This window comes from Streptomyces sp. NPDC053076, assembly GCF_044546845.1.
GTDB lineage: Bacteria > Actinomycetota > Actinomycetes > Streptomycetales > Streptomycetaceae > Streptomyces.
In genome coordinates this window covers 1,645,831-1,666,431 of sequence record NZ_JBITZL010000001.1, presented here as the reverse complement: position 1 = coordinate 1,666,431, position 20,601 = coordinate 1,645,831, and the positions used below count along the sequence as shown (strand labels likewise).

The window sequence follows — 20,601 nt, the reverse complement described above, 5'->3', positions numbered from 1 at the left end:
ATCGGATCTTACTGATCTTCGACGTTGATGGGCGCGGTGGGGAGTTGGAAGATCGACAGCGGCCGGAACCGCCGCGCGGTGGTCCGTGGGCGGTGCGGCGCCCGTACCGGTGACACCGCACCGCCCGGTGGCCCGCCTGCGGCCGCCGACAGCGTGCCGGACGGGAGACCAGCCGTTGTCCCGGGGCGCCAGCACACCGCACAGCCAGGAAGGACACCCTCATGGAGCCCCTCGTCGCCGGCGTCACCGGTTCGCAGGAGGAGGTGCGCGCCGTCGTCACCCTCGTTGCCCAGGTCGAGCACGCCCAGCGAAACGGCCTGCCGGACGCGTTCACGGAGCTGTTCCGCCAGGACGCCTTCTGGACGATGCCCTACGGTGACCCGCTGACCGGCCTGGAGGAGATCAGCGCCTTCGCCCACCGCGCTCTGCCCGGCACGGCCCGTCAGCCGCTGACCGTCACCTACGAAGCCGAGTCCATCGTGTTCATCCGGCCCGACCTCGCCGTGATCAAGATCCGTCAGCGGCCGATCACCCGGGACGGACGACGCCTGCACGAGGTGCTCCGCGCTCACGGCGATCCGGCCCGGCGAAGAAGCTGCGGCAGACCTGGCGCGGCCGAGCGCCGATGGGCGTCCGCAGTGGCCGCCCACCCCGAAGCCGCCCCCGGCACGCTGCTGTACGTCCTCGCCAAGGACGACGGCCGATGGCGCATCGCCGTCGCCCAGAACACCACGGTCATCGACCACGGCGCCCTCGCCGCAAGCTGAGCCCTACAGACCGGAGTTCCACCATGACCATCGTCGATTCCGCGACGAAGCCCACCGCCTCCGCTGGTGAGCGAACACCCCTCATCAGGTGGCTCGCCGTCGTCGCGATGGCGGTCGGAACGTTCGCGCTGGTGACCGTCGAGTCCCTGCCCGTCGGGCTGCTCCCCTTCATCGGCAGCGCGATGGACGTCTCCGAGGGGACCGCTGGACTGATGGTGACCGTGCCCGGCCTGGTCGCCTCCGCCACGGCGCCGCTGCTCCCGGTGGCGATCCGGCACCTCGACCGGCGGGTCGCCCTGATCGGCCTGATCACCCTCATGGTGCTGGCCAACGGCCTGACAGCACTGGCACCCAACTTCGCCGTCCTGCTGGGTTCGCGCTTCCTCGTCGGCATCAGCATCGGCGGTTTCTGGGCACTCGCCGCAGGCCTCGCCGTGCGGTTGGTGCCGGAGCGGTCCATCCCCCGGGCCCTTTCGATCGTCTTCGGCGGCGCGACGGCCGCCAACGTCCTGGGCATACCGGCCGGGACGCTGATCGGCGGGCTCGCGGACTGGCGGACGGCGTTCGTTGCCGCCGGCGCACTGGGCCTCCTCGTGCTGGTGGCCCTGCTCCTCCTGCTGCCTCCCATGCCCGCCCAGCAGGTCGTTCAGCTGCGCACGCTGCCGCAGCAGTTCCGCCACCCCGTGGTACGAGCCGGCGTTCTCGCCACCTTTCTCCTGGTCGGCGGTCACTTCGCCGCCTTCACCTTCGTCAGCCCGATCCTCCAGACCACCTCCGGGGTCGACGAGGCGATGATCGGCCCGCTGCTGCTCGGCTTCGGCGTCGCCGGCATTCTCGGCAACTTCCTCGCCGGCGCGGCTGCGGAGCGGAACATCCGCGCGACCATCATCACCATCGGCGCCGTGCTGACCGTCGTCCTCGGGCTCTTCCCCCTCGCCGGCCGCACCGCGGTCAGCGGCGCGCTCCTCCTGCTGGCATGGGGGCTGGCCTTCGGCGGCGTACCGGTCGCCGTCCAGACCTGGATCCTCAAGGCCGCACCCGAATCGACCGAGGCAGCCACCGCCCTGAACACCTCCGTCTACAACCTCGCCATCGCACTCGGCGCCCTCCTCGGTGGAATCGTCGCCACCCACCTCTCCGTCAACGCCGCCCTGACGACCGGGGCCCTCTTCACCCTCCTCACCTCCCTCGCCGTATGGAGCGCGCGCAGGAGCTGACCGGCCGACCGGACACGCCCGCGCACCACGCACGCACGCACCCGAACCTCCCACACCCGAGACCCCGGCGGACCGAACCCCGGGCGTCTCGTTCCTCAGACAGGAGTACCGCGAATGCACCTCTCAGCCGACACCACGAGCCGCGTCTGGTTCATCACCGGCGCCAGCCGGGGCCTCGGCCGCGCCTTCGCCGAGGCCGCGCTGACCGCCGGCGACCGCGTCGCGGTCGCCGCCCGCACCACGGCCCCGTTCGACGAACTGGCGACCGCCCACCCCGGGCGGGTGCTGCCCCTCGGGCTGGACGTGACCGACCGCGACGCGGTGTTCGCCGCCGTCGCCGAGGCGGTCGCCCACTTCGGTCGGCTCGACATCGTCGTCAACAACGCCGGAATGCTGTCGATGGGCATGGTCGAGGAGTTCACCGAGACCGAGGCCCGGGCCCAACTGGACACCAACTTCTTCGGCGCCCTCTGGGTCTCCCAGGCCGTCATGCCGGTCCTGCGCGAACAGGGCTCCGGACACCTCGTGCAGGTCTCCAGCATCGCCGCCCTGGGCGGCTTCCCCAGCACCGGTCTCTACAGCGCCAGCAAGTTCGCCCTGGAGGGACTCAGCGAAGCCCTCGCCGCGGAAGCCGCCGGCTTCGGAGTCAAGGTAAGCATCATTCAGCCCGGCGGCTACTGGACCCACCTCTACACCGCCATGCGCAACACGAGCCCCCTGGAGGCGTACGCGCCGCTGCGGGAGGAGTTGGCCAAGCAGTTCGCCGAGGGCTCGGTCGACAGCGACCCGAAGCTCGCCGCGGCCGCGCTGCTCAAGCTGGTCGACAGCGACGAGCCGCCGCTGCGCCTGCTCCTGGGGAGCATGGTCTACGACCTCGCGTTCGACATCGCCCGCACCCGCATGGACACCTGGGCGGCATGGGAGCACGTCAGCCGCGCCGCAGAACAGGCGATCGCCGCTCCCGCCACCACGGTCGAGGAGGCGGGGACCGGCCTTCAGCAGGAGACGCGATGACCCGACGACCCGCAGGCACCGGCCGAACCGGACCTTTCGGGCCACCGGGGGTGCCCGGCCGTCGGCACCGGGCCGGCACACGCACCGCCGGGAGGGCCGGTCGCCCGGCCGGGCCCGAACGGGAAATGGCAGACCGATCGTTCCACTTCCGAGGAGTTGCGGCATTGACGTTCCGTACCACGGCCGAGGTCATCCACTGCTTCAACCGCGCCTTCATCGACCATGACGCCTCCACGCTCGCCGACCTGATCGCCGACGACTGCGTGATGGAGGCGAAGGAGCCGGCCCCCGACGGGACCCGCTATGAAGGCCGCGCCGAGTGCCTGGAGTTCTGCCGGGCACTCGCCGAGGACCGCACGATCCAGTTCGAGCCGGAGGGCGTCGTCATCACCGGTGAACGGGCGACGGTCCGCTGGCGGTGCCACTTCCGCGAGGGACCCACCGACTCGGTCCGCGGCGTGAGCCTCACGCTGGTACGGGACGGGTTGATTGTTGAGTCCCTTGGCTACAGCAAGACCACGGGCTACGCCCCGCCGGCCAAGGCCGGAATCCACGGAAAGCAAGGGAAACCCTGACATGCGTGTGTTGTTGGTGGCGTACGGGTCGCGCGGGGACGTCGAGCCGATGCTCGGGCTCGGGGCGGAACTGCGGGCACTCGGCGCGGAGGTGCAGATGTGCGCCCCGCCGGACTTCGCGGAGCTGCTGGACCGTGCCGGCATCCCACTGGTGCCGCTCGGCCAGTCGTTGCGCGCGATGGCGACCAGGGCGGTGACCGGGACGGGGAAGCCGCTGCCGGCGGAGAGCCTGTCCGAGCGCGCGGCCCGGATGCTCGCCGCGACGTACGACTCGGTCGCCGCGGTGGCCGAGGGATGCGACGTCGTGGTGGCGACCGGCTTGATCCCGGCCGCGGCCGCCGCGCGGGCGGTGGCCGACGAGCTGGGCGTCCCCTACGTGTTCGTCGCCTACTTCCCGACCTACCTGCCGTCGCCGCACCACCCGCCGCTCGCGTGGCCGGGCCGGCCGCTCCCGCCGGAGGTGACCGACAACCGGGTGCTGTGGGACCTGAACACCGAGCACATGAACGCGCTGTTCGGCGAGGCGGTCAACACCCACCGGGCCGCGATCGGTCTGCCCCCGGTGGAGAACGTCCGCGACCACGTCTTCACCGACCGCCCATGGCTGGCGGCCGACCCGGCCCTGAGCCCGTGGCCGCAGCCGGTCGACCTCGACGTGGTGCAGACCGGCGCGTGGATCCGGCCGGACGAACGCCCGCTCCCGGCCGCTCTGGAGGCGTTCCTGGACGCCGGCGAACCCCCGGTGTACGTGGGCTTCGGCAGCATGCCCGTCCGCGACGCGCAGAGCGTCTCCCGGGCGGCCGTCGAGGCGGTCCGCGCGCAGGGCCGCCGCGTCCTCCTCTCCCCCGGCTGGGCCGACCTGGCCCTGACCGACGACCGGGACGACTGCTTCGCCGTCGGCGAGGTCAACCAGCAGGTGCTGTTCACCCGGGTGGCCGCCGTCGTGCACCACGGCGGCGCGGGCACCACGACGACGGCTGCCCGGGCCGGCGCGCCCCAGGTGGTGGCAGCCCAGATGGCGGACCAGCCGTACTGGGCCGGCCGGGTGGCCGAGCTGGGCATCGGCGCGGCGCACGACGGTCCGACCCTGACCTACGAGTCCCTGTCGGCCGCACTCGAGACGGCCCTGACCCCCGGGACCCGCGCACGAGCGGCCGCCGTGGCTGCCACGATCCGCACCGACGGGGCGACGGCGGCCGCGAAGCTGCTGCTCGACACGGTCGGCTGGGAAAGGCCGCCCGCGTCCGTGCCTCACCCCGCACTTGAGGAGAGGGTATGAAGGTGAAGGATCGCCGGGTGCCCGGCGAGCGGAACCTGATCGCCGGGATGCTGGTGGACGCGGTGGGCACGGGTATGTACGTGCCGTTCAGCCTGGTCTTCTTCCAGCGGATCACCGGACTGCCACTGCCGACGATCGGCACCGTCCTGACCGCTGCCGGGCTGCTGGCGATGGGTGCCATGCCGGTCGGCGGCTGGGCCGTCGACCGGTTCGGTGCCCGGCGGGTGCGGCTGGCCCTGTATCTGGTCCGTGGCCTCGGCTTCCTGGCCTTCCCGCTCGGTACCACCCTGCCGGTCTTCGCCCTGGTCGCCGCCCTCACCGCGGCCGGCGCCCAGGCGTTCCCCGCGACCCAGCAGGCCCTGATCGGCGAGCTCGGCCAGGGGGAGCACCGGGACCGGCTGATGGCACTCGCCCGGAGCGTGAACAACGCCGGGCTCGGCGCCGGCGGCCTGCTCGCCGCCGGATTGGTCCAACTCGGCGGTGACCGCGGCTTCCTGGCGGTCGCCTGGCTGAACGCGGCCACCTTCTTCGTCGCGGCACTGTTCGCGCTGCGGATCAGGCCCGCCCACCCGGTCCGCCCCGCGACCGGTCGGCAGCGGGCCGGCTATCGCGCGGTGCTGCGCGATAGCCCGTACGCCGGGCTCACCCTGGCCAACTTCCTGATCGCCCTGGGCTATTCGGCGCTCAGCGTGCTGCTGCCGGTGTACGCCGTGAGCCAGTTCGACCTGCCCGCCTCGGTGGCCGGTCCGCTGTTCGCGGTCAACACCGCGCTCTGCGCCTTCGCCGGCGTGCCGGTCGGCAGGCTCGGCCGGCGCTTCGCCCGGCGTACCCGGGTGGCCGCGGTCGGCGCCCTGGTCTTCGCCACCGCGTTCCTCGGCTACGCCCTGCTGGGCGGTATGCCCCGCCAGGGCGTGATGGCCGGCCTGGTCGGGCTGCTGGTCCTGTACACGATCGGCGAACTGGTGCACAGCCCGAGCGCGGGCGCACTCTCGGTGAGCGCCGCTCCCGCCGAGGCGCGCGGCCGCTACCTGGCCACATACCAGCTGTCCTGGGCGCTGTCCCAGACCCTGGCGCCGTCACTGTTCACCGGGCTGCTGGCGGTCGACGGCCGGCTGCCCTGGCTGGTGCTGGCGGCGAGCTCGACGGCGGGGGCCGGCATGCTGCTCGCCCTGGAGCGGCGCCTGCCGGCCGAGGCCGTGTACACGACGACGGCCGCGGCCGTGCCGCCCGAACACCGAGAGGCCACCGAGTCGAGAACACTGATCCGGGGAGGCGCCGGCTAGTGTCCCGGCGTTTTGCTGTCCGGCCTGGTCGGACTCGGGACAGCCAGGTCAGCCCGGTCAGCGAGGTCAGCCCGGTCAGCCCGCTCATCAGAAGACAGGAACGGCGCATCGGCACCGTGCTGTTGAGCGCACCGTGGACCGGGGGGGGCACCGCCGTTGGACCGATGACATCGTCAGCCATGCTCACTGAAGGAGGGGACAGCACCACATGACCGACGCGGTCCGGGCAAGCGCCGCCGATCGGGGGCCCGCCGGTCTCAGCGGCCGGCAGCACGAACGGGAAGTGCTCGACGGGCTCTTGAGGGGAGTCCGGGAGAGCCGGGGCGGGGCCGTGGTGCTCCTCGGCGAGGCAGGGGCGGGCAAGACGGCACTGCTCGACCGATGCGCCTCCGCGGCGGCAGCCGGAGCCCGGCTGTTGCGGTGTACTGGTGTCCAGTCGGAAGCCTCGCTGCCGTACGCCGGTCTGCAGGTGCTCCTCCGGGGAACCCTGGACCGGGTCAGGAGCCTGCCAGAGCGTCAGTTGACGGCGCTGCGCGGGGCGATCACGCCGGACGAGGTGCCCGCCGGGGACCGCTTCCTGCTCGGGGCCGCGACGCTGGGCCTGCTCGACGAGCTGGCCGAGGAACGTCCGGTCGTGGTCCTGGTGGACGACGCGCACTGGCTGGACCTGGAGACCTTGGATGCTCTGCTGTTCGCGGCCCGCCGGCTCGGCAGGGGGCGGGTGGCCATGGTGATCGCAGCGCATGAGGATGCGGCAGCCTTCGACGGCGCGCAGGGCCTGCCGATGCTGCACCTCGGGCCGCTGACCGACGAGGAGGGGACGGCGCTGCTGGCGGGCCGGGCGCCCGAGCTGCATGCCGCCGTGAGCAGCCGCATCCTCGGGCTCGCGCAGGGTAATCCGCTGGCCATGGTGGAGCTCGTGGGGGCTCTGACGGCGGCCCAGCGGGACGGGAGCGAGCCGCTGGACGCACGGGAGATCGCCGTGTTGCCGGCCTCGTGGCGGGTGCGGCGGATCTTCGACGAGCGGATTCGAGCGCTGCTCGCGCCGACCCGTCTGCTGCTGACGGTCGCCGCGGCGGACGACACCGGCGACGTGGCGCTGCTGGTGGCGGCGGGGGAACGGGTGGGCGCGGCCGCCGGCGATCTCGGGCCCGCGGAGGCGGCGGGCCTGGTGAGGGTGTCCGGACGCCGGCTGGTGTTCCGGCATCCGCTGGCGCGCGCCGCCGCATATCAGGGTGCGGTGCTGGCCGAACGGACGGCCGCGCACCGGGCGCTCGCGGAGGCGGCATCGGCCGCCGACGACATGGGCCGCCGGGCCTGGCATCTGGCCGCGGCGACCGTCGGCTACGACGACGAGGTCGCCGCCGAACTGGAGCGCAGCGCCGAGCTGTTCCGCTCGCGGGGCGGCCGGGCGGCGGTCGCCGCCGCCTATCGGCGGGCCGCCCGGCTGACCGAGGACCAGGAAGCCCGGTCGCTGCGGCTGGCCGCCGCGGCCGCCGCAGCAGCCGAGGCAGGACAGGTGGAACTCGCGGGGATGCTCGCCGACGAGGCGGGGCCGGTGAGCAGTCCACCGGCGGTCGCCCGGCTTGCCAGCGTCCGGGCAGCGCTCGAACACGAGCAGGGCCGCGCGGAGTCGGCGCGGCTGCTGCTCGTCGAGGCGACTTCCGAGGTGACGGCGCACCGTCCCGCCATGGGGGCGTCGCTGCTGTTCGAGTCCACCGCGATGGCCTGGGAGGCGCCGGACCCGGTCGCGGCGGCCCGGCACACCCGCGCGCGGGTGGCCGGTCTCGACTTCGGTGAGCATCCCGTGCACCGGGGTGCGGCCGGGGTTCTCGACATGCTGGCGGGTGATCTGGTGGACGGGGCGGCGGCGGTACGGGAGTTCGCCGACTACGTCGTGCGGACCCGGCATGAGCGCAGCCTGACTGATCAGGTGCGGCTGCACGGCTGGGACGTGCTGCTCGGCGAGTACCGCACGGTGCACGACGAGGCCGTGGCCCTGGAGCGGGAGTGCCGGGTGGAGGGTGCCGTCGGGGTGCTGCCGCGGGTGCTGCTACGGCTGGCGCGGCTGCGGCTGTTCCTGGGGCGGCACCGGGACGCGTACACGACGGCGGTCGAGGGTCTGGAGATCGCCTGCGACACCGGTCAGCGCCATCTCGCCACGATGTTCAGCGGCGTCCTGGCGGTGCTGGCCGCGCTCGACGGGAAGGAGCCGGGCGCCACGGAGGGACCGGAAGGAACTGACGGCCCGGGGGGCGGGGACCTGCTCGGCCGCGGCTCCGCCGGACAGCCGGGACAGGACCTGTGCCCCGATGTCGTACCGTCCCCGTTCTGGCTGACCAGGGCACACGGTCTGCTCGACCTCGGGCTCGGCCGCTACGACCGGGCGCTGCGACATTTCGCCGCCCTGACAGGGGGCCCGCACCGGCACCTCATGGTTTCCGTACACAGCCTGCCCGACCAGGTGGAGGCCGCCATGCGCACGGAGCGGGCCGCCGAGGCCGGGCCGGCCGCCGAGAGTTTCGCGCGGTGGACCGGGGCCACCGGAACTGCGTGGGCGAGGGCGGTGGAGCTGCGCTGTCGCGCCCTGCTCACCGCCGACGCCGCAACTGCGGAGGAGTTCTACGAGCGGGCGCTCGCCGCCCACGACGGGGACGGCCGCCCGTTCGAGGAGGCGCGCACCCGGTTGCTGTACGGGGAGTGGCTGCGCCGGGCGAAGCGGCGGGCTGACGCCCGGGAGGCGCTGACCGTGGCGTTGAAGTCGTTCGAGCGGATGTCGGCCGCCGCGTGGGCGAATCGGGCCCGCGCGGAGTTGCGGGCCGTCGGTGTCGCCCCGGCCGCGTCAGCGGCGGGGGTGGCTCTCGTGGACCGGCTGACCGTGCAGGAGCTGCGAGTGGTACGGCTCGCGGCAACTGGCCTGAGCAATCGGGACATCGGCGCGCGCCTGTTCCTGAGCCCGCGCACGGTCGGCTATCACCTGTCCAACGCCTACCCGAAGCTCGGCGTGACATCGCGGGCCGCCCTGGGAGCGCTCGACCTGGGCTGACCTCCACCCCGTCCCGCGTCCCCCGTCACCTCCTCGCCGTCGGTCTGGTCGACCCGGTCAGCCCTTCGGCCCCTTTGCGGCTGAACGCCGGTACGCACCCCGGTCGTTCGACGGATCCGCGAGTGCGGGCGCGGTTCCTACGGTTCTCCTGTTCGAAGAACGTCTGCTTGGGAGGGTTCATGAGGGTTCTGGTGCTCGGTGCCACCGGTTACATCGGCTCCGCGGTGGTGTCCCGTCTGACGCTGGAGGGCCACGACGTGGTGCCCCTGGTCAAGGACGCGGCCGCGCTCCATCCGGACGTGCCGGTGCGGGTCGGCGATCTGACCGACCCGGCATCGCTGCGCGCGGCGGTGACGGACGACGTGGACGCGGTGGTGAACCTGGCCACCCCGACCGGCGACGAAGCGGTGGACACCGCCGCCCTCGAGGCGCTGCTCGCACCGCTGCGCGGCACGAACCGGGCGTTCGTCTACACCAGTGGCGTGTGGGTGCTCGGCGCCACCGGCGACACCCCGCTGACCGAGGACGCGCCGACCAACGCCATCGCCATCGTCGGCTACCGTCCGCGGATCGAGCAGCGCGTGCTGGCCGCCGTCGGGGACGACGTGCGCGCCGTCGTCGTGCGGCCCGGCATCGTGTACGGCCGCGGCGGCGGTATCCCCGGCATGATGACCGACTGGGCACGCGAGCACGGCACCGGCCGGTACGTCGGCTCGGCCGCGGCCCGCTGGCCCATGGTGCACGTGGACGACCTCGCCGAACTCTTTGTGCTGGCGGTGACCAAGGCCGATGCGGGCAGCGTGCTGCACGGCGTGGCGCACGAAGCGGTGCCGGTCGCGGCACTCGCCGCAGCCGCCGACATCGCCGCGGGCGGCACGGGCCGAGTCGAGCCCTGGCCGGTGGAGCAGGCCGCCGAGGCCCTGGGCGGCCCGTTCGCCGAGGCCCTTGGCCTGAACCAGGTGGTGTCGGGACGGCGCGCCGTCGAGGAACTGGGCTGGCGGCCGAGCCGTCCGTACGTCCTCACCGAACTCGCCGGAGGCAGCCGTGGCTGACACCACCGCCCCGGCACGTCCGATCTGCCGCACCTGCGGCACCCAGTACGCCGCCGCGCGTCCGGACTGTCCGGTCTGCTTGGACGAACGGCAGTACGTGGGCCGGGACGGCCAGCGGTGGACGACACTGGCAGGCTTGCGGGAGGAAGGCCACAGCGGCCGCTTCGAGGAGCAGGGGCCCGATGTGCTCGGCGTGGGGGTCACCCCGGAGTTCGCCATCGGCCAGCGGGCCCTGCTGCTGCGCACCGCCGCCGGGAACGTGCTGTGGGACTGCGTGCCATACCTGGACGACGCGATGGTGCGGGCCGTCGAGGAGCTCGGCGGCATCGACCACGTCGCGATCAGCCACCCGCACTTCTACTCCGCGATGGTGGAGTGGGCGCACGCCTTCGACGCGCCGGTCCATCTCCACGACGCCGACCGGCAGTGGGTGGGCCGGCCGGACCCGGCCGTGCGGTTCTGGAGCGGGCGCACACTCCAGCTCACCGACGAGGTGACCCTGATCAACCCGGGCGTGCACTTCCCGGGCAGCGCGGTGCTGCACTGGAGCGCCGGCGACGGGGCGCTGTTCACCGGCGACGTCGTCAACGTCTGCCCGGACAGCCGCTGGGTGACCCTCATGCACAGCTACGCCAACCACATCCCGGAGCGCCCGCAGGCGGTCCGCGCGGCGGCCGACCTGCTCGCCGGCTACCGTTTCGAGCGGATCTACGGCGCCTGGTGGGACCGGGTCGTCACCTGCCACGGCAACGAAGTCCTGGCCCGGTCCGTCGAGCGCTACCTCCGCTTCGAGGAGGGCACCGTTCCGGGCGACTGACACACCCCACCGCGCAACTGCCCCGTCATCAGGACGCAGGACCACGCGGGGAGTCCTGCGATCCGGTGCCGGCCTGGCGGGGGGGGGGGGGGGGGGGGGGGGGGGGCGCCGCCCCCCCCCCCCCCCCCCCCCCCCCCCCGCCGATCGCCGTCATGCAGATCACGGACAACCTCACCGGGAAATCCCGCCACGCTCCCGGACGCCGAGGGCCCGGCCGAGGCCGTGCCGACCGACTGGGAGGTCGCCACGCCCGGCACTCCAGCCTCTGACTGCTCGTCATGCCCCAGTAGGGGCCTGCGGGGAGGCGTAGGAGTGGCTGCCGACGACCTTGCGGAAGGGAGCGCCGGTCGCGTAATGCCGGTAGGCGTCCACGGCCGCCTCGAAGGGGAAGACACGGTCGATCACGGGCCGCAGTCCGTGAGTCTCGATGAAGGCGTTCATCGCGGTGAACTGGGCGCGGCTTCCGACGGCGACGGTCCGGACGGTGGCACCGGAGGCGAACAGGGCACCGGTGTCGAGGGGCACGGCGGCTTTGCCGACGAAACCGACGCACCCATCTGGCCCGAACGGTGTGGTGGGACGCGTGACTCGTGATCATGTTGACAACGGGACGGCAGTCGACGCCGTTGTGGGCGAGCCGGTATCCGTCCGCCTTTCGCCGGCCGACGTCGAGGACGGGGTGAGGGTGACATTCGGCGACCCCGCGAGTTCCGACGAGGACGTACTGGCGCCCAGTGGCGAAAGCGGCGACTTCAAGGCTTCTGGTGCGGGGACGGTCGACATCACGGCGAGGGCCACCTGCCGTGGCGCAGACGGTGCCGACGCCACATGCCCCGACGGCAGCGATGGGAAGGTCAACGTCACCGAGGCCCCGGCCCCTCCGGCCCAAGTGCCTGCGTCAGGTCCTTGTGTGACCGCCGCAGCCGCCCGACGATCCCTCCGGCTGCCGTTCGGTTCGGCGTCCCACGACACTCAGCCGAACGGCTGACCCGTGCCCGGGTGCTCCGGCCGGCCCGTCACATCGATGTGACTGCGGGACATAAAAGTGCCTTCTTCCCCAGGTTGGGCCGGTTACAGAAGATGGAGCCAGTAACAAAAAGGCCCCCAAGGAAGGCGTATCCATGTCCGCTCAGGCCGTGCCCTCACCACCGGGCCGGATCTCTCGCCGGCCCGCACTGGCGATCCTTTGCACCGGGCAGTTGATGGTGATCCTCGACGGCACCATCGTGAACGTGGCCCTGCCGTCCATCCAGGAGAGTCTGGGCTTCTCCTCGTCGAACCTCGGCTGGGTCGTCAACGCCTATCTGATCCCCTTCGGCGGCCTGTTGCTTCTCTCGGGCCGGCTCGGTGATCTCTTCGGCCGCAAGCGGGTCTTCGTCACCGGTCTGGCCGTCTTCACCGTGGCGTCCCTGCTCTGCGGCCTGGCCCAGAACCCGACCGCGCTGCTCGTCGCCCGTTTCCTCCAGGGAGCCGGCGGTGCGGTGACGTCGTCCGTCACCCTCGCCATGATCGTCACGCTGTTCACAGAGCCGCGGGAACGTGCCAAGGCGATCGGCGTCTACAGCTTCGTGCAGTCCGCGGGCGGCACTCTCGGTCTCCTGCTGGGCGGTGTGCTGACGCAGGCCGCCGGCTGGCACTGGATCTTCTTCGTCAACGTGCCCCTCGGTGTCGCGGCTGTCGTGATGGCCCGGCGCGTTCTGGCCGCCGAGCGGACCGGGAGCCCGGGCAAGAGCACCGACGCACTCGGCGCCGTTCTGATCACCGCCGCGCTCATTCTGGCCGTCTGCGCCATCGTCGAGGCGGCCGACCACGGTTTCGGCTCCGTCCGGACCCTCGGCCTCGGCCTCGGCTCCCTCGTTCTGCTCGCGGCCTTCGTCGGGCGCCAGGCCAGGGCCGACGACCCGCTGCTGCCGCCCCGGATGTTCCGGTACCGCAACGTCTCCGGCGCGCTGGGCACGCACACCCTCCTGGTCGCGGGCATGTTCGGCTTCCAGTTCCTGGCCGTGCTGTACATGCAGAAGGTGCTCGCCCTCGACGAGGTGCGGACAGGTCTCGGCGTCGTACCCGTCTCCGTGCTGATCGGCCTGATGTCGCTGTTCGTCGCCCCACGCCTCATCGCCGGGTTCGGTGCCCGGACCGTGCTGCTCGTCGCTCTCGCCCTGATCGCCGGCGGCCTGGGCTTCCTCGGTCGGATCTCGGTGCACGGCACCTACTTCACCGATGTCTTCCCCGCGACGGTGCCGCTCGGCATCGGCTTCGGCCTGGCGATGCCCTCACTGGCCGGACTGGCCATGTCCGGTGCCACTGCGCAGGACTCCGGCCTGGCTTCCGGCATGTTCAACACCATGCAGCAGGTGGGTGCCTCCCTCGGTCTCGCCGTCCTCAGCGCCCTCGCCGCCTCGCACACCGGCGCCCTGCTGCACGGCGACACCACCCGGGACGAAGCCCTGACGGGCGGCTACCAGCTCGCCTTCCGAGTCGCTTCGTGCTTCGTCCTGGCCGCCCTGGTGATCGCCGCGGCCGTCCTCCGCACTCCGCGCGAGACGGCGGACACCGCCTCGACCACCACTTCCCCGGCCGGCCGACCCGCGGAATCGAACGCCACGTCGGCCTGAGCCCGCCCCTTCCGAACCTGCTGGCGCGGAGCCGGGTGGCGACCCGGCTTCCGGCCCAGGATCGGGACCGGTATCGGTCAGCCGATCGGGCTGAGCTGAGCCCGCAGATTCAACTGCTGAGTCTCTTCGCGCAACTCTCTATGATCGGGGTCATGAGAAGAACCTCGTTCGCCGACTGGCCGTGCTCCATCGCGCGGACCCTTGATCTGCTGGGTGACCACTGGACGCCTCTCGTCGTGCGCGAGGCGTTCTACGGCATCCACCGCTTCGATGACTTCCAGCGGGAGCTGGGCATCGCGCGCAACACCCTGACCGACCGGCTGCACCGTCTGGTGCACGAGGGGGTGCTGGAAAAGCGGCTCTACGAACGCGAGCCACCGCGCTACGACTACGTGCTCACGGAGAAGGGGCGCGACCTCTTCACCGTGCTGGCCACGATGTCCCGATGGGGCGACCGCTGGCTGGCCGGCGAGGAGGGCGTCCCCGTCGTGTTCCACCACGACGCGTGCGGCCACGACACCACGGCCGAAGTGGTGTGCTCCGCCTGCCACCGGCCCCTCGCGGTCGAGGAGACGTCGATGCGGATGGGACCGGGCTATCCCGAGCGGCTCAAGCGTTGGCCGGATGTGCAACGCCGGTTCGGTACGGCCTGATCGCCACCGCCAGCACCGCTCTTGACAGCTAAGTCTCATGAAGCAACTCTAATGGCCACACCAGTCCGACAGCGAGGAGGATGACGAACGTGGAGTGGACGGGCGCGCGTTACGCGGACAAACCCACGGTCGAAGTGCGGACCTGGATCGACGCCCCACCGGAACGGGTGTGGAACCTGGTCAGCGACATCACCTTGATGCCGGCCATGAGCGAGGAACTCCAGTCCGTGCACTGGCTCGACGGTGCGGGTGGCCCGGCCGTGGGTGCCCGGTTCGTCGGCCACAGCAAGCACGAGGCACTCGGCGAGTGGTCGACGACATCGCACGTGATCGAGTGCGAACCGGAACGCGTCCTCGCCTGGGCGGTGCAGGACCCCGCCGACCCCGCCGCGGTCTGGCGCTTCCGCCTGCGGCCCGAGAACGGCGGAACGGAACTGTCGGAGTGGATGCAGCTGGGCCCGGGCCGCTCCGGACTGTCCCTCGCGATCGACCGGATGCCGGACAAGGAAGAGAAGATCGTCTTCGTCCGGCTGCGCGAGTTCGAGCGGAACATCGCCTCGACCCTCGAGCACATCAAGCAGCGGGCGGAGGCATGATGCGTACCGCCACCACGGTCGAGGCCTCGGGCGGCGAGAGCTGGAGCGAGCCGGCGGACTTCGTCGTCGAGGCGGAGAAGCTGGGCCTGGACATCTGCTGGGTCGCCGAGGCATGGGGCTCCGACGCTCCCTCCGCGCTCGGCTACTACGCCGCGCTCACCGACCGGATGCTCCTGGGATCCGGTGTCATACAGCTGGGCACCCGCACCCCGGCGGCCATCGCACAGACCGCCATCACCCTGTCCAACCTCTCGGGGGGACGCTTCGTGCTCGGCCTGGGAGCCTCGGGCCCACAGGTGCTGGAGGGACTGCACGGGGTGCCGTTCGCCCGGCCGCTGCGCCGTATGCGGGAGACCGTCGAGATCGTGCAGCGGCTGCTCGACGGCGGCAAACTCGCCTTTTCGGGACAGGAGTTCACCATCCCGCTGCCCGGCAGCGAAGCGGTTCCCATGCGGCTGTCGATGCGGGCCGAGCACCGGGTCCCCCTGTACCTGGCCGCGCTGTCACCGGCGATGTTGCGTCTGACCGGGGAGGTCGCCGACGGCTGGCTGGGAACCAGCTTCGTACCCGAGGGCGCGGCCGGCGCCTACTTCGCCCACCTGGACGACGGCCTGGCCCGCGCCGGCCGGACACGCGGCGACCTGGACGTCTGCCAGGGTGCCGAGGTCGCCTTCGCAGCCGATGAGGAGGTCCTCGGCGCGATGACCGCCCGGCGCAAGAAGGAACTGGCCTTCAGCCTGGGCGGCATGGGGTCGGCGACCACCAACTTCTACAACAACGCCTACAGCCGGCAGGGCTGGGCCGAGGTCGCCGCCGAGGTACGCGAGCGGTGGCAGGCCGGTGACCGGGACGGTGCGACGGCGCTGGTGACCGACGAGATGGTCCTGGGCACCACGCTGATCGGTACCGAGTCCATGGTGCGCGAGCGGCTCCGGGTGTGGCGGGCCGCCGGCGTCGACACCGTGCGCATGTACCCGGCCGGGGACACCCTGGAGGCCCGGCTCGCCACCTTGGGCAGGGCGATCGAGCTGGTACGAGAGGTCGACGACACCCCCTGAGCCGCGCTCCCCGGTGGGTGACGCCGCCGGGCCGCCGGCACCGCGCGGCGCTAGCGGCCGGCGGCGAGGAAGGCGCTGATGTGGGAGGCCACCTGGTCCGGCACCTCCAGCGGCGACAGATGGCCGCTGCCCTCGAGTTCGGTGAGAGAGGCCGTGCTGATCAGGGGAAGGAGGTGCTCGCGCAGGATCGGCGGCGGGTCCACCTTGTCCTCGCTCCCGGCCAGCACCAGCACGGGTACGTCGATCGTCGTCACCCTGTCCGTGAAGTCCTCGACCAGGGCCTGCCGCGGCCACGCCGTGCGGGCCGCCTCGCCTGCCCTGGAACTGTCCTCGTGGACCTGGCGGCGTGCCTCGGCGGACAGCTCACCATGGGTGAGCACCAGATCGATGCTGTGGTCGATGGTCTCGTCGTTGTCGTACGCGTGCGCCAGGCCCTCCTGGTACTCGGCCGTCACGCCGACCGGAGCCGGCGGAGCGGGTGCGACGAGCACGACACCCCTCAGTCCGGCGGGCCGGCGCGCGGCGAGCACCTGGGCCACCTTCCCGCCCATCGAGTGACCCACCAGGACGTGGTCGCCCTGGCCGAGTTCGCCGATGACGCGCTCGGCGTCGTCGGCGAGCTGCTCGATGCCGTAGGGCCCGGGGACCTCGGTGGACTCACCCCAGCCGCGGTGGTCGTACGAGACGAACGACTGTGCCGGGCTCAGACGCTCTATGACCCAGCGCCAGGTGCGATGGGAGCCACCCCAGTAGTGGAGGAAGACCAGCGTCGGTCCGTCGCCCTCACGGACATGGCCGTACAGGCGTCCGTCCTTCACGGGGAAGTACCGGCCGATCGGGGAGTATGCGGTCACGACAGTCGGATGTCCTTGCCTCGGCCGGTGCGAGTCGCTCCGCCGCGACCGCTCCCGGCGTGAGCCCCGGCCGTGGGGCCGGGCCGCTCACGGCTCGATCGTCGCCCGGCCCCTCCGGATCGACCACGGGCTCGCCCGCCGCCCTTCGCAAGTTTCGGGACACGCGGCCCGTCGGGCGTCCGTGTCGGCGACCGGGGCTCCGGCCTGTCCGGAAAGTTGCGGTCGTACTATCGAAGCCATGGCTGCTCATCGCGTCGCGGTCCTGGTGCTGCCCCTCGTCCTCCCCATCGACCTCGGTATCCCCACCCAGATCTTCAACGCGCGGCCCAACACACCGTACGAACTCACCGTGTGCGCCGCGGTGCGTGGCAGCGTCACGACCAGCACGGGGTTCACGGTCGGGGACACCGCGGGGCTGCCGGCCCTGGCCCAGGCGGACACGATCATCGTGCCCGGCTACGGGGACTATCAGCGGCCGCCGGCGCCCGAGGTCACGGCGGCACTGAGACTCGCCTCCAGCCGGGGTGCCCGCATCGTCTCCATCTGCACCGGCGCCTTCGCGCTCGCCGCGGCCGGACTGCTCGACGGCCGTACGGTGACCACTCACTGGGCCAGCGCCGACGATCTCGAACGGATCCACCCTCAGGTGCGGGTGGACCGCGGCGTCCTCTACATCGACGACGATGTCCTGCTGACCTCGGCCGGCGTGACCGCCGGCATCGACCTCTGTCTCCACATCGTCCGCAAGGACCTCGGCGCCGCCGTCGCCAACGACATCGCCCGCGAACTGGTCGCCGCACCGCACCGCGACGGCGGCCAGGCCCAGTACATCTCCCAGCCCTTGCCGGAGCCCACCGCTCACACCCTCGCCGGCACCCGTGACTGGGCCCTGAGTCACCTGGACGAAGCCCTCACACTGGAGGTCCTCGCCCGGCACGCCCGCGTCTCCGCGCGCACCCTGGTCCGCATGTGGCGCCGGGAAACGGGCGTCACCCCGCACCGGTGGCTGCTCACCGCCCGCATCCGCCACGCCCGCGAGCTGCTGGAAGTCACCGACCTCGGTATCGAACAGATCGCCGGCCAGAGCGGACTCGGTACCGGTACCAATTTCCGTGCCCGGTTCCGCGCCGCCCTCGGCACCACGCCCTCCGCCTACCGGCGCGCTTTCCGGCAGACGAGCACGGCCCCGGTCGGCTCGGAGGGTTCCGAGCCGACCGGGGGCGAGCCGTTCAGGGAATCGGCGGTCGGTCACCAGCCGACGGCGACCATCAGCCACTGCGGATCGCCGTGCGAGACGAAGGAGGACTGGCCCGCCACGTCGTCGTAGGGGAAGCCGTAGGCGAGGTGGTTGATGGCGTTGTCGTGCCAGAACTTGGCGTAGTAGTTCGCCGGGGCGGCCTTGTAGTACTGGGCCGGGTCGGCCTGCTGAGAGGCCGGCAGCGTGGCCACATGGCGGTTGAGGGCGGCGCACATGTCGGGGTTGGCGGCCAGGGACGCGGCGCACCCGAAGATGTCCGAGGTGGCCGCGTTGACGCCGACGGACTGGGCGTAGGAGGTGAAGTAGTTGGCGTTGGCGCCGCCCGCGCGGAAGCTCGGGTCACTGCCGGGAGCGATGATCCGGTAGGGAGCCTGCGTCTGTGCCAGCACCTTGAACTGGGACGGGACCGCGTCGGTGAAGCGCTGGAAGGTGGTGGCGCGGTCCTCGGCGAAGGTCTGCCTGTTCTCGCCGACCTCGACGTCGTAGCCGTCCTTGGCGTGCAGCCGCATGGCCAGCTTGAGGCCGAAGGCGTCGACCCGGGTGGTGTTGCCGTTGAAGACGTTGTTGCCGACCGTGAACTCGATGAAGTCGTAGTAGGGGCTGTTGGGTGAGCCGAGGTAGAAGTACATGCGGCCCGCGGAGTTCGCCGGCATGTCGAGGTAGGGCTGTTCGGCGATGGAGTGCGTCTGGCCGTTGAAGCTCCAGTACACCTGGCTGTCGGGGTACTTGCCGTTGGTGCGGTTGAGGATCTTCACTTCCACGGCGTTGCTCGCGGGCGGAATGTCACCGGTGCTGCCCCAGAAGTCGTCCGGCGGAGTGGTGCCGCCGCCGGGCCCGTACACCTGGAACTCCCAGAGCGAGTAGCCGTACTGGGTTGCTCGCGTGGTTCCGTACACCCGGACGTAGCGGCCACTGCCGGTGACCGCGAGGTTCTGGGTGCCGCCGGTGGCCGAGGCGGTGGAATAGAGGGTGGTCCAGTTCCGCGCGTCGGTGGACGTCTGGATCTGGAAGGTCCTGGCGTACGCGGCCTCCCAGGCCAGGGTGACGCGGGTGAGCTGCTGGGTGGAGCCGAGATCCACCTGAAGCCACTGCGGATCGGCGAAGGCCGAGGACCAACGGGTGCCGGGGTTGCCGTCGACCGCGGCGCCGGCGGTGAACGTCCCGTTCTCGACCGAGGACGCCGTGGCGGGCCGTCCCTGGGACAGGAGCTGGTCGGCGGCCCGCGCGGGCGACGGTGTCAGGGCGGCGAAGCAGGCCGCCAGCAGGATGACGACCAGGCCGAGCGCTGTGCGGGAGCGGGCGGTACCGAGGGGTGGTCTGTGCGTGGGTGGACCGGCGGGTATCTGCATGCGAGGTCTCCTCAAGCCGGGTCGGCGTGGGTGGGTGCGGGAGCAAAAGCGGGCGTGAGAGCGCTCTCTTCCGGTTTGTAGCCCCACCGGTGCCCGACGTCAACAACTGAAGCCGAAGTCACAGGAGTTGAGGTTGCCGGGCAGTGGTTACGGGGCGATCCCTTCGGACTCTGATCCCTCTGCGGGACTGCCCGCGCCTCGTCCCTTCATCACTTGACCTGTTCGGTACCCGCCTTCCGCGCACCAGGGGAAGTCCCGGCCGGTGATCCAGGGGACCGGTCGGTGGGGAACCAGTCGGTCGCCGGGGCCAGGTGCCGGCTGAGGCAGCGCTCGGCGCAGGGCACGAGTTCGGTGCGGACGGCGTGATCCGGCGGGACGGCGGCCCGTGGCGTGGGTGAAGTGGCCCTGTGCGTGAGGTGGCCCTGTGCGGGAACGGGCCTTTGCGGTCGGCCGTGCACACCAGGAGTACCGGACCGGTACGGGACGGCCGGCGGCACGTGGTCAGACGGCTTGGAAGACGAGGACGGCGTTCTGTCCGCCGAAGCCGAACGACGTGCTCAGGACGGTGTCCATCCGGCAGCTGCGGGGGGCCTTGGCGACGATGTCGAGGTCGATGCCGGGTTCGGGTGTGTCGAGGTTGGCGGTCGGGTGGATGGTCCGGTGGTGAAGCGACAGGACGCACCCCGACTCCGCGGGCGCGTGCGTGTGCCGCCCCCTCCTGGTGCGTGGCATGGACCCGCCCGAGCTGATCGGCCCCGGCACCCGGGAGCGCGCCGCGCGGGCACGGGTCTGCCTGGCGCGGGATCGGCGTCGCCCTGCGGCGCCCGGTCGGCACCGGGCTCCTGCGCACGCTCGCCGAGGACGCGGACGGCCGGCCGGCCCGGGCGGAGACCGTGGCCACGTGCGCCCAGCTCGTCGCGGCCGGATACGAGACGACCGTGGGCCTGATCGGCAACGGTATGCACGCCCTCCTCGAACAACCCGCGGCGCTCCGGCACCTGCTCCGCCGCCGGCCCCGGCCGACCGCCGACCAGGTGATCTACAGCCCTGCTCGCGTCGCCCGCAGCGTGCAGGGCCTGCGCGTCCGCCTCGACCCGGGGGCGGACGCTCGGCCGTAGCCCCGCGCCGGTGCACGCCGCGAGAACGCCGACGCCGCCCGCTCAGGCCG

At 72.0% G+C, this 20,601-nt stretch carries 19 protein-coding genes; 15 read left to right on the top strand and 4 right to left on the bottom strand.

Annotation, left to right across the window (positions count from 1 at the left end; genetic code table 11):
• Window positions 1-221 precede the first annotated feature (221 nt).
• The 9 genes from ACIGYR_RS06785 to ACIGYR_RS06745 all read left to right on the top strand — a co-directional run bounded on the left by ACIGYR_RS06785 (window position 222) and on the right by ACIGYR_RS06745 (window position 11,050).
• Window positions 222-767: an SgcJ/EcaC family oxidoreductase gene (locus ACIGYR_RS06785; protein WP_399601989.1), complete on the top strand. Its 546-nt coding sequence runs from the start codon at window positions 222-224 to the stop codon at window positions 765-767.
• A gap of 23 nt (window positions 768-790) precedes the next feature.
• Complete coding sequence (locus ACIGYR_RS06780) at window positions 791-1,984, top strand: MFS transporter (protein ID WP_399601986.1); 1,194 nt, start codon at window positions 791-793, stop codon at window positions 1,982-1,984.
• A 114-nt stretch (window positions 1,985-2,098) separates the two neighbouring features.
• Window positions 2,099-2,998, top strand: a complete 900-nt coding sequence (locus ACIGYR_RS06775) for an SDR family NAD(P)-dependent oxidoreductase (RefSeq protein WP_399601984.1) — start codon at window positions 2,099-2,101, stop codon at window positions 2,996-2,998.
• Between the two features lie 164 nt (window positions 2,999-3,162).
• The gene (locus ACIGYR_RS06770; protein ID WP_399601981.1) at window positions 3,163-3,573 is read left to right on the top strand and encodes a nuclear transport factor 2 family protein; all 411 of its coding nucleotides are present in this window, start codon (window positions 3,163-3,165) and stop codon (window positions 3,571-3,573) included.
• Between the two features lies 1 nt (window position 3,574).
• Entirely contained in the window at window positions 3,575-4,852 is a 1,278-nt protein-coding gene (locus ACIGYR_RS06765; protein ID WP_399601978.1) for a glycosyltransferase, read from the top strand.
• Window positions 4,849-6,135 (top strand): MFS transporter, encoded by a 1,287-nt coding sequence (locus ACIGYR_RS06760; protein WP_399601976.1) that lies wholly within the window; start codon window positions 4,849-4,851, stop codon window positions 6,133-6,135. Before ACIGYR_RS06765 ends, ACIGYR_RS06760 begins: the two co-directional genes overlap by 4 nt.
• 208 nt (window positions 6,136-6,343) lie before the next feature.
• The gene (locus ACIGYR_RS06755; RefSeq protein WP_399601973.1) at window positions 6,344-9,181 is read left to right on the top strand and encodes an AAA family ATPase; all 2,838 of its coding nucleotides are present in this window, start codon (window positions 6,344-6,346) and stop codon (window positions 9,179-9,181) included.
• A 179-nt stretch (window positions 9,182-9,360) separates the two neighbouring features.
• The gene (locus ACIGYR_RS06750; RefSeq protein ID WP_399601971.1) at window positions 9,361-10,233 is read left to right on the top strand and encodes an NAD-dependent epimerase/dehydratase family protein; all 873 of its coding nucleotides are present in this window, start codon (window positions 9,361-9,363) and stop codon (window positions 10,231-10,233) included.
• Window positions 10,226-11,050 (top strand): MBL fold metallo-hydrolase, encoded by an 825-nt coding sequence (locus ACIGYR_RS06745; protein ID WP_399601969.1) that lies wholly within the window; start codon window positions 10,226-10,228, stop codon window positions 11,048-11,050. Before ACIGYR_RS06750 ends, ACIGYR_RS06745 begins: the two co-directional genes overlap by 8 nt.
• Before the next feature lie 276 nt (window positions 11,051-11,326).
• Here the strand turns inward: ACIGYR_RS06745 and ACIGYR_RS06740 are convergent, their stop codons facing one another.
• Window positions 11,327-11,575 (bottom strand): zinc-binding dehydrogenase, encoded by a 249-nt coding sequence (locus tag ACIGYR_RS06740; RefSeq protein WP_399601967.1) that lies wholly within the window; start codon window positions 11,573-11,575, stop codon window positions 11,327-11,329.
• A gap of 596 nt (window positions 11,576-12,171) precedes the next feature.
• On the opposite strand from ACIGYR_RS06740, the gene ACIGYR_RS06735 reads away from it, so the two are divergent.
• The 4 genes from ACIGYR_RS06735 to ACIGYR_RS06720 all read left to right on the top strand — a co-directional run bounded on the left by ACIGYR_RS06735 (window position 12,172) and on the right by ACIGYR_RS06720 (window position 15,972).
• Window positions 12,172-13,665, top strand: a complete 1,494-nt coding sequence (locus ACIGYR_RS06735; protein WP_399601965.1) for an MFS transporter — start codon at window positions 12,172-12,174, stop codon at window positions 13,663-13,665.
• Window positions 13,666-13,817: 152 nt separating this feature from the next.
• The gene (locus ACIGYR_RS06730; RefSeq protein WP_399601962.1) at window positions 13,818-14,318 is read left to right on the top strand and encodes a winged helix-turn-helix transcriptional regulator; all 501 of its coding nucleotides are present in this window, start codon (window positions 13,818-13,820) and stop codon (window positions 14,316-14,318) included.
• Window positions 14,319-14,407: 89 nt separating this feature from the next.
• Entirely contained in the window at window positions 14,408-14,914 is a 507-nt protein-coding gene (locus ACIGYR_RS06725) for an SRPBCC family protein (RefSeq protein WP_399602356.1), read from the top strand.
• Window positions 14,914-15,972 (top strand): LLM class flavin-dependent oxidoreductase, encoded by a 1,059-nt coding sequence (locus tag ACIGYR_RS06720; protein WP_391838227.1) that lies wholly within the window; start codon window positions 14,914-14,916, stop codon window positions 15,970-15,972. Before ACIGYR_RS06725 ends, ACIGYR_RS06720 begins: the two co-directional genes overlap by 1 nt.
• A gap of 50 nt (window positions 15,973-16,022) precedes the next feature.
• Here the strand turns inward: ACIGYR_RS06720 and ACIGYR_RS06715 are convergent, their stop codons facing one another.
• Entirely contained in the window at window positions 16,023-16,826 is an 804-nt protein-coding gene (locus ACIGYR_RS06715) for an alpha/beta fold hydrolase (RefSeq protein ID WP_399601960.1), read from the bottom strand.
• A 238-nt stretch (window positions 16,827-17,064) separates the two neighbouring features.
• Between ACIGYR_RS06715 and ACIGYR_RS06710 the strand changes: the two genes are divergently transcribed.
• Window positions 17,065-18,153 (top strand): GlxA family transcriptional regulator, encoded by a 1,089-nt coding sequence (locus tag ACIGYR_RS06710; protein ID WP_399601957.1) that lies wholly within the window; start codon window positions 17,065-17,067, stop codon window positions 18,151-18,153.
• On the opposite strand, the gene ACIGYR_RS06705 is transcribed toward ACIGYR_RS06710, so the two are convergent.
• Both ACIGYR_RS06705 and ACIGYR_RS06700 read right to left on the bottom strand, forming a co-directional pair.
• The gene (locus ACIGYR_RS06705) at window positions 18,075-19,433 is read right to left on the bottom strand and encodes a beta-1,3-glucanase family protein (protein ID WP_399601955.1); all 1,359 of its coding nucleotides are present in this window, start codon (window positions 19,431-19,433) and stop codon (window positions 18,075-18,077) included. The genes ACIGYR_RS06710 and ACIGYR_RS06705 overlap by 79 nt on opposite strands.
• A gap of 501 nt (window positions 19,434-19,934) precedes the next feature.
• Window positions 19,935-20,165: a hypothetical protein gene (locus ACIGYR_RS06700; RefSeq protein ID WP_399601953.1), complete on the bottom strand. Its 231-nt coding sequence runs from the start codon at window positions 20,163-20,165 to the stop codon at window positions 19,935-19,937.
• 161 nt (window positions 20,166-20,326) lie between these two features.
• Here ACIGYR_RS06700 and ACIGYR_RS06695 point away from each other — a divergent pair, with 161 nt between their 5' ends.
• On the top strand, window positions 20,327-20,551 hold the full coding sequence (locus ACIGYR_RS06695) for a hypothetical protein (protein WP_399601950.1): 225 nt from the start codon (window positions 20,327-20,329) through the stop codon (window positions 20,549-20,551).
• The last annotated feature ends 50 nt before the right edge of the window (window positions 20,552-20,601 follow it).

Bases quoted from the DNA above. Each gene is read 5' to 3' on its own strand.
- ACIGYR_RS06735 (WP_399601965.1), top strand. From the start codon at position 12,172: ATGTCCGCTCAGGCCGTGCCCTCACCACCGGGCCGGATCTCTCGCCGG.
- ACIGYR_RS06750 (WP_399601971.1), top strand. From the start codon at position 9,361: ATGAGGGTTCTGGTGCTCGGTGCCACCGGTTACATCGGCTCCGCGGTG.
- ACIGYR_RS06710 (WP_399601957.1), top strand. From the start codon at position 17,065: ATGGCTGCTCATCGCGTCGCGGTCCTGGTGCTGCCCCTCGTCCTCCCC.
- ACIGYR_RS06775 (WP_399601984.1), top strand. From the start codon at position 2,099: ATGCACCTCTCAGCCGACACCACGAGCCGCGTCTGGTTCATCACCGGC.
- ACIGYR_RS06755 (WP_399601973.1), top strand. From the start codon at position 6,344: ATGACCGACGCGGTCCGGGCAAGCGCCGCCGATCGGGGGCCCGCCGGT.
- ACIGYR_RS06760 (WP_399601976.1), top strand. From the start codon at position 4,849: ATGAAGGTGAAGGATCGCCGGGTGCCCGGCGAGCGGAACCTGATCGCC.
- ACIGYR_RS06785 (WP_399601989.1), top strand. From the start codon at position 222: ATGGAGCCCCTCGTCGCCGGCGTCACCGGTTCGCAGGAGGAGGTGCGC.
- ACIGYR_RS06700 (WP_399601953.1), bottom strand. From the start codon at position 20,165: ATGCCACGCACCAGGAGGGGGCGGCACACGCACGCGCCCGCGGAGTCG.
- ACIGYR_RS06720 (WP_391838227.1), top strand. From the start codon at position 14,914: ATGCGTACCGCCACCACGGTCGAGGCCTCGGGCGGCGAGAGCTGGAGC.
- ACIGYR_RS06705 (WP_399601955.1), bottom strand. From the start codon at position 19,433: ATGCAGATACCCGCCGGTCCACCCACGCACAGACCACCCCTCGGTACC.
- ACIGYR_RS06765 (WP_399601978.1), top strand. From the start codon at position 3,575: ATGCGTGTGTTGTTGGTGGCGTACGGGTCGCGCGGGGACGTCGAGCCG.
- ACIGYR_RS06730 (WP_399601962.1), top strand. From the start codon at position 13,818: ATGAGAAGAACCTCGTTCGCCGACTGGCCGTGCTCCATCGCGCGGACC.
- ACIGYR_RS06780 (WP_399601986.1), top strand. From the start codon at position 791: ATGACCATCGTCGATTCCGCGACGAAGCCCACCGCCTCCGCTGGTGAG.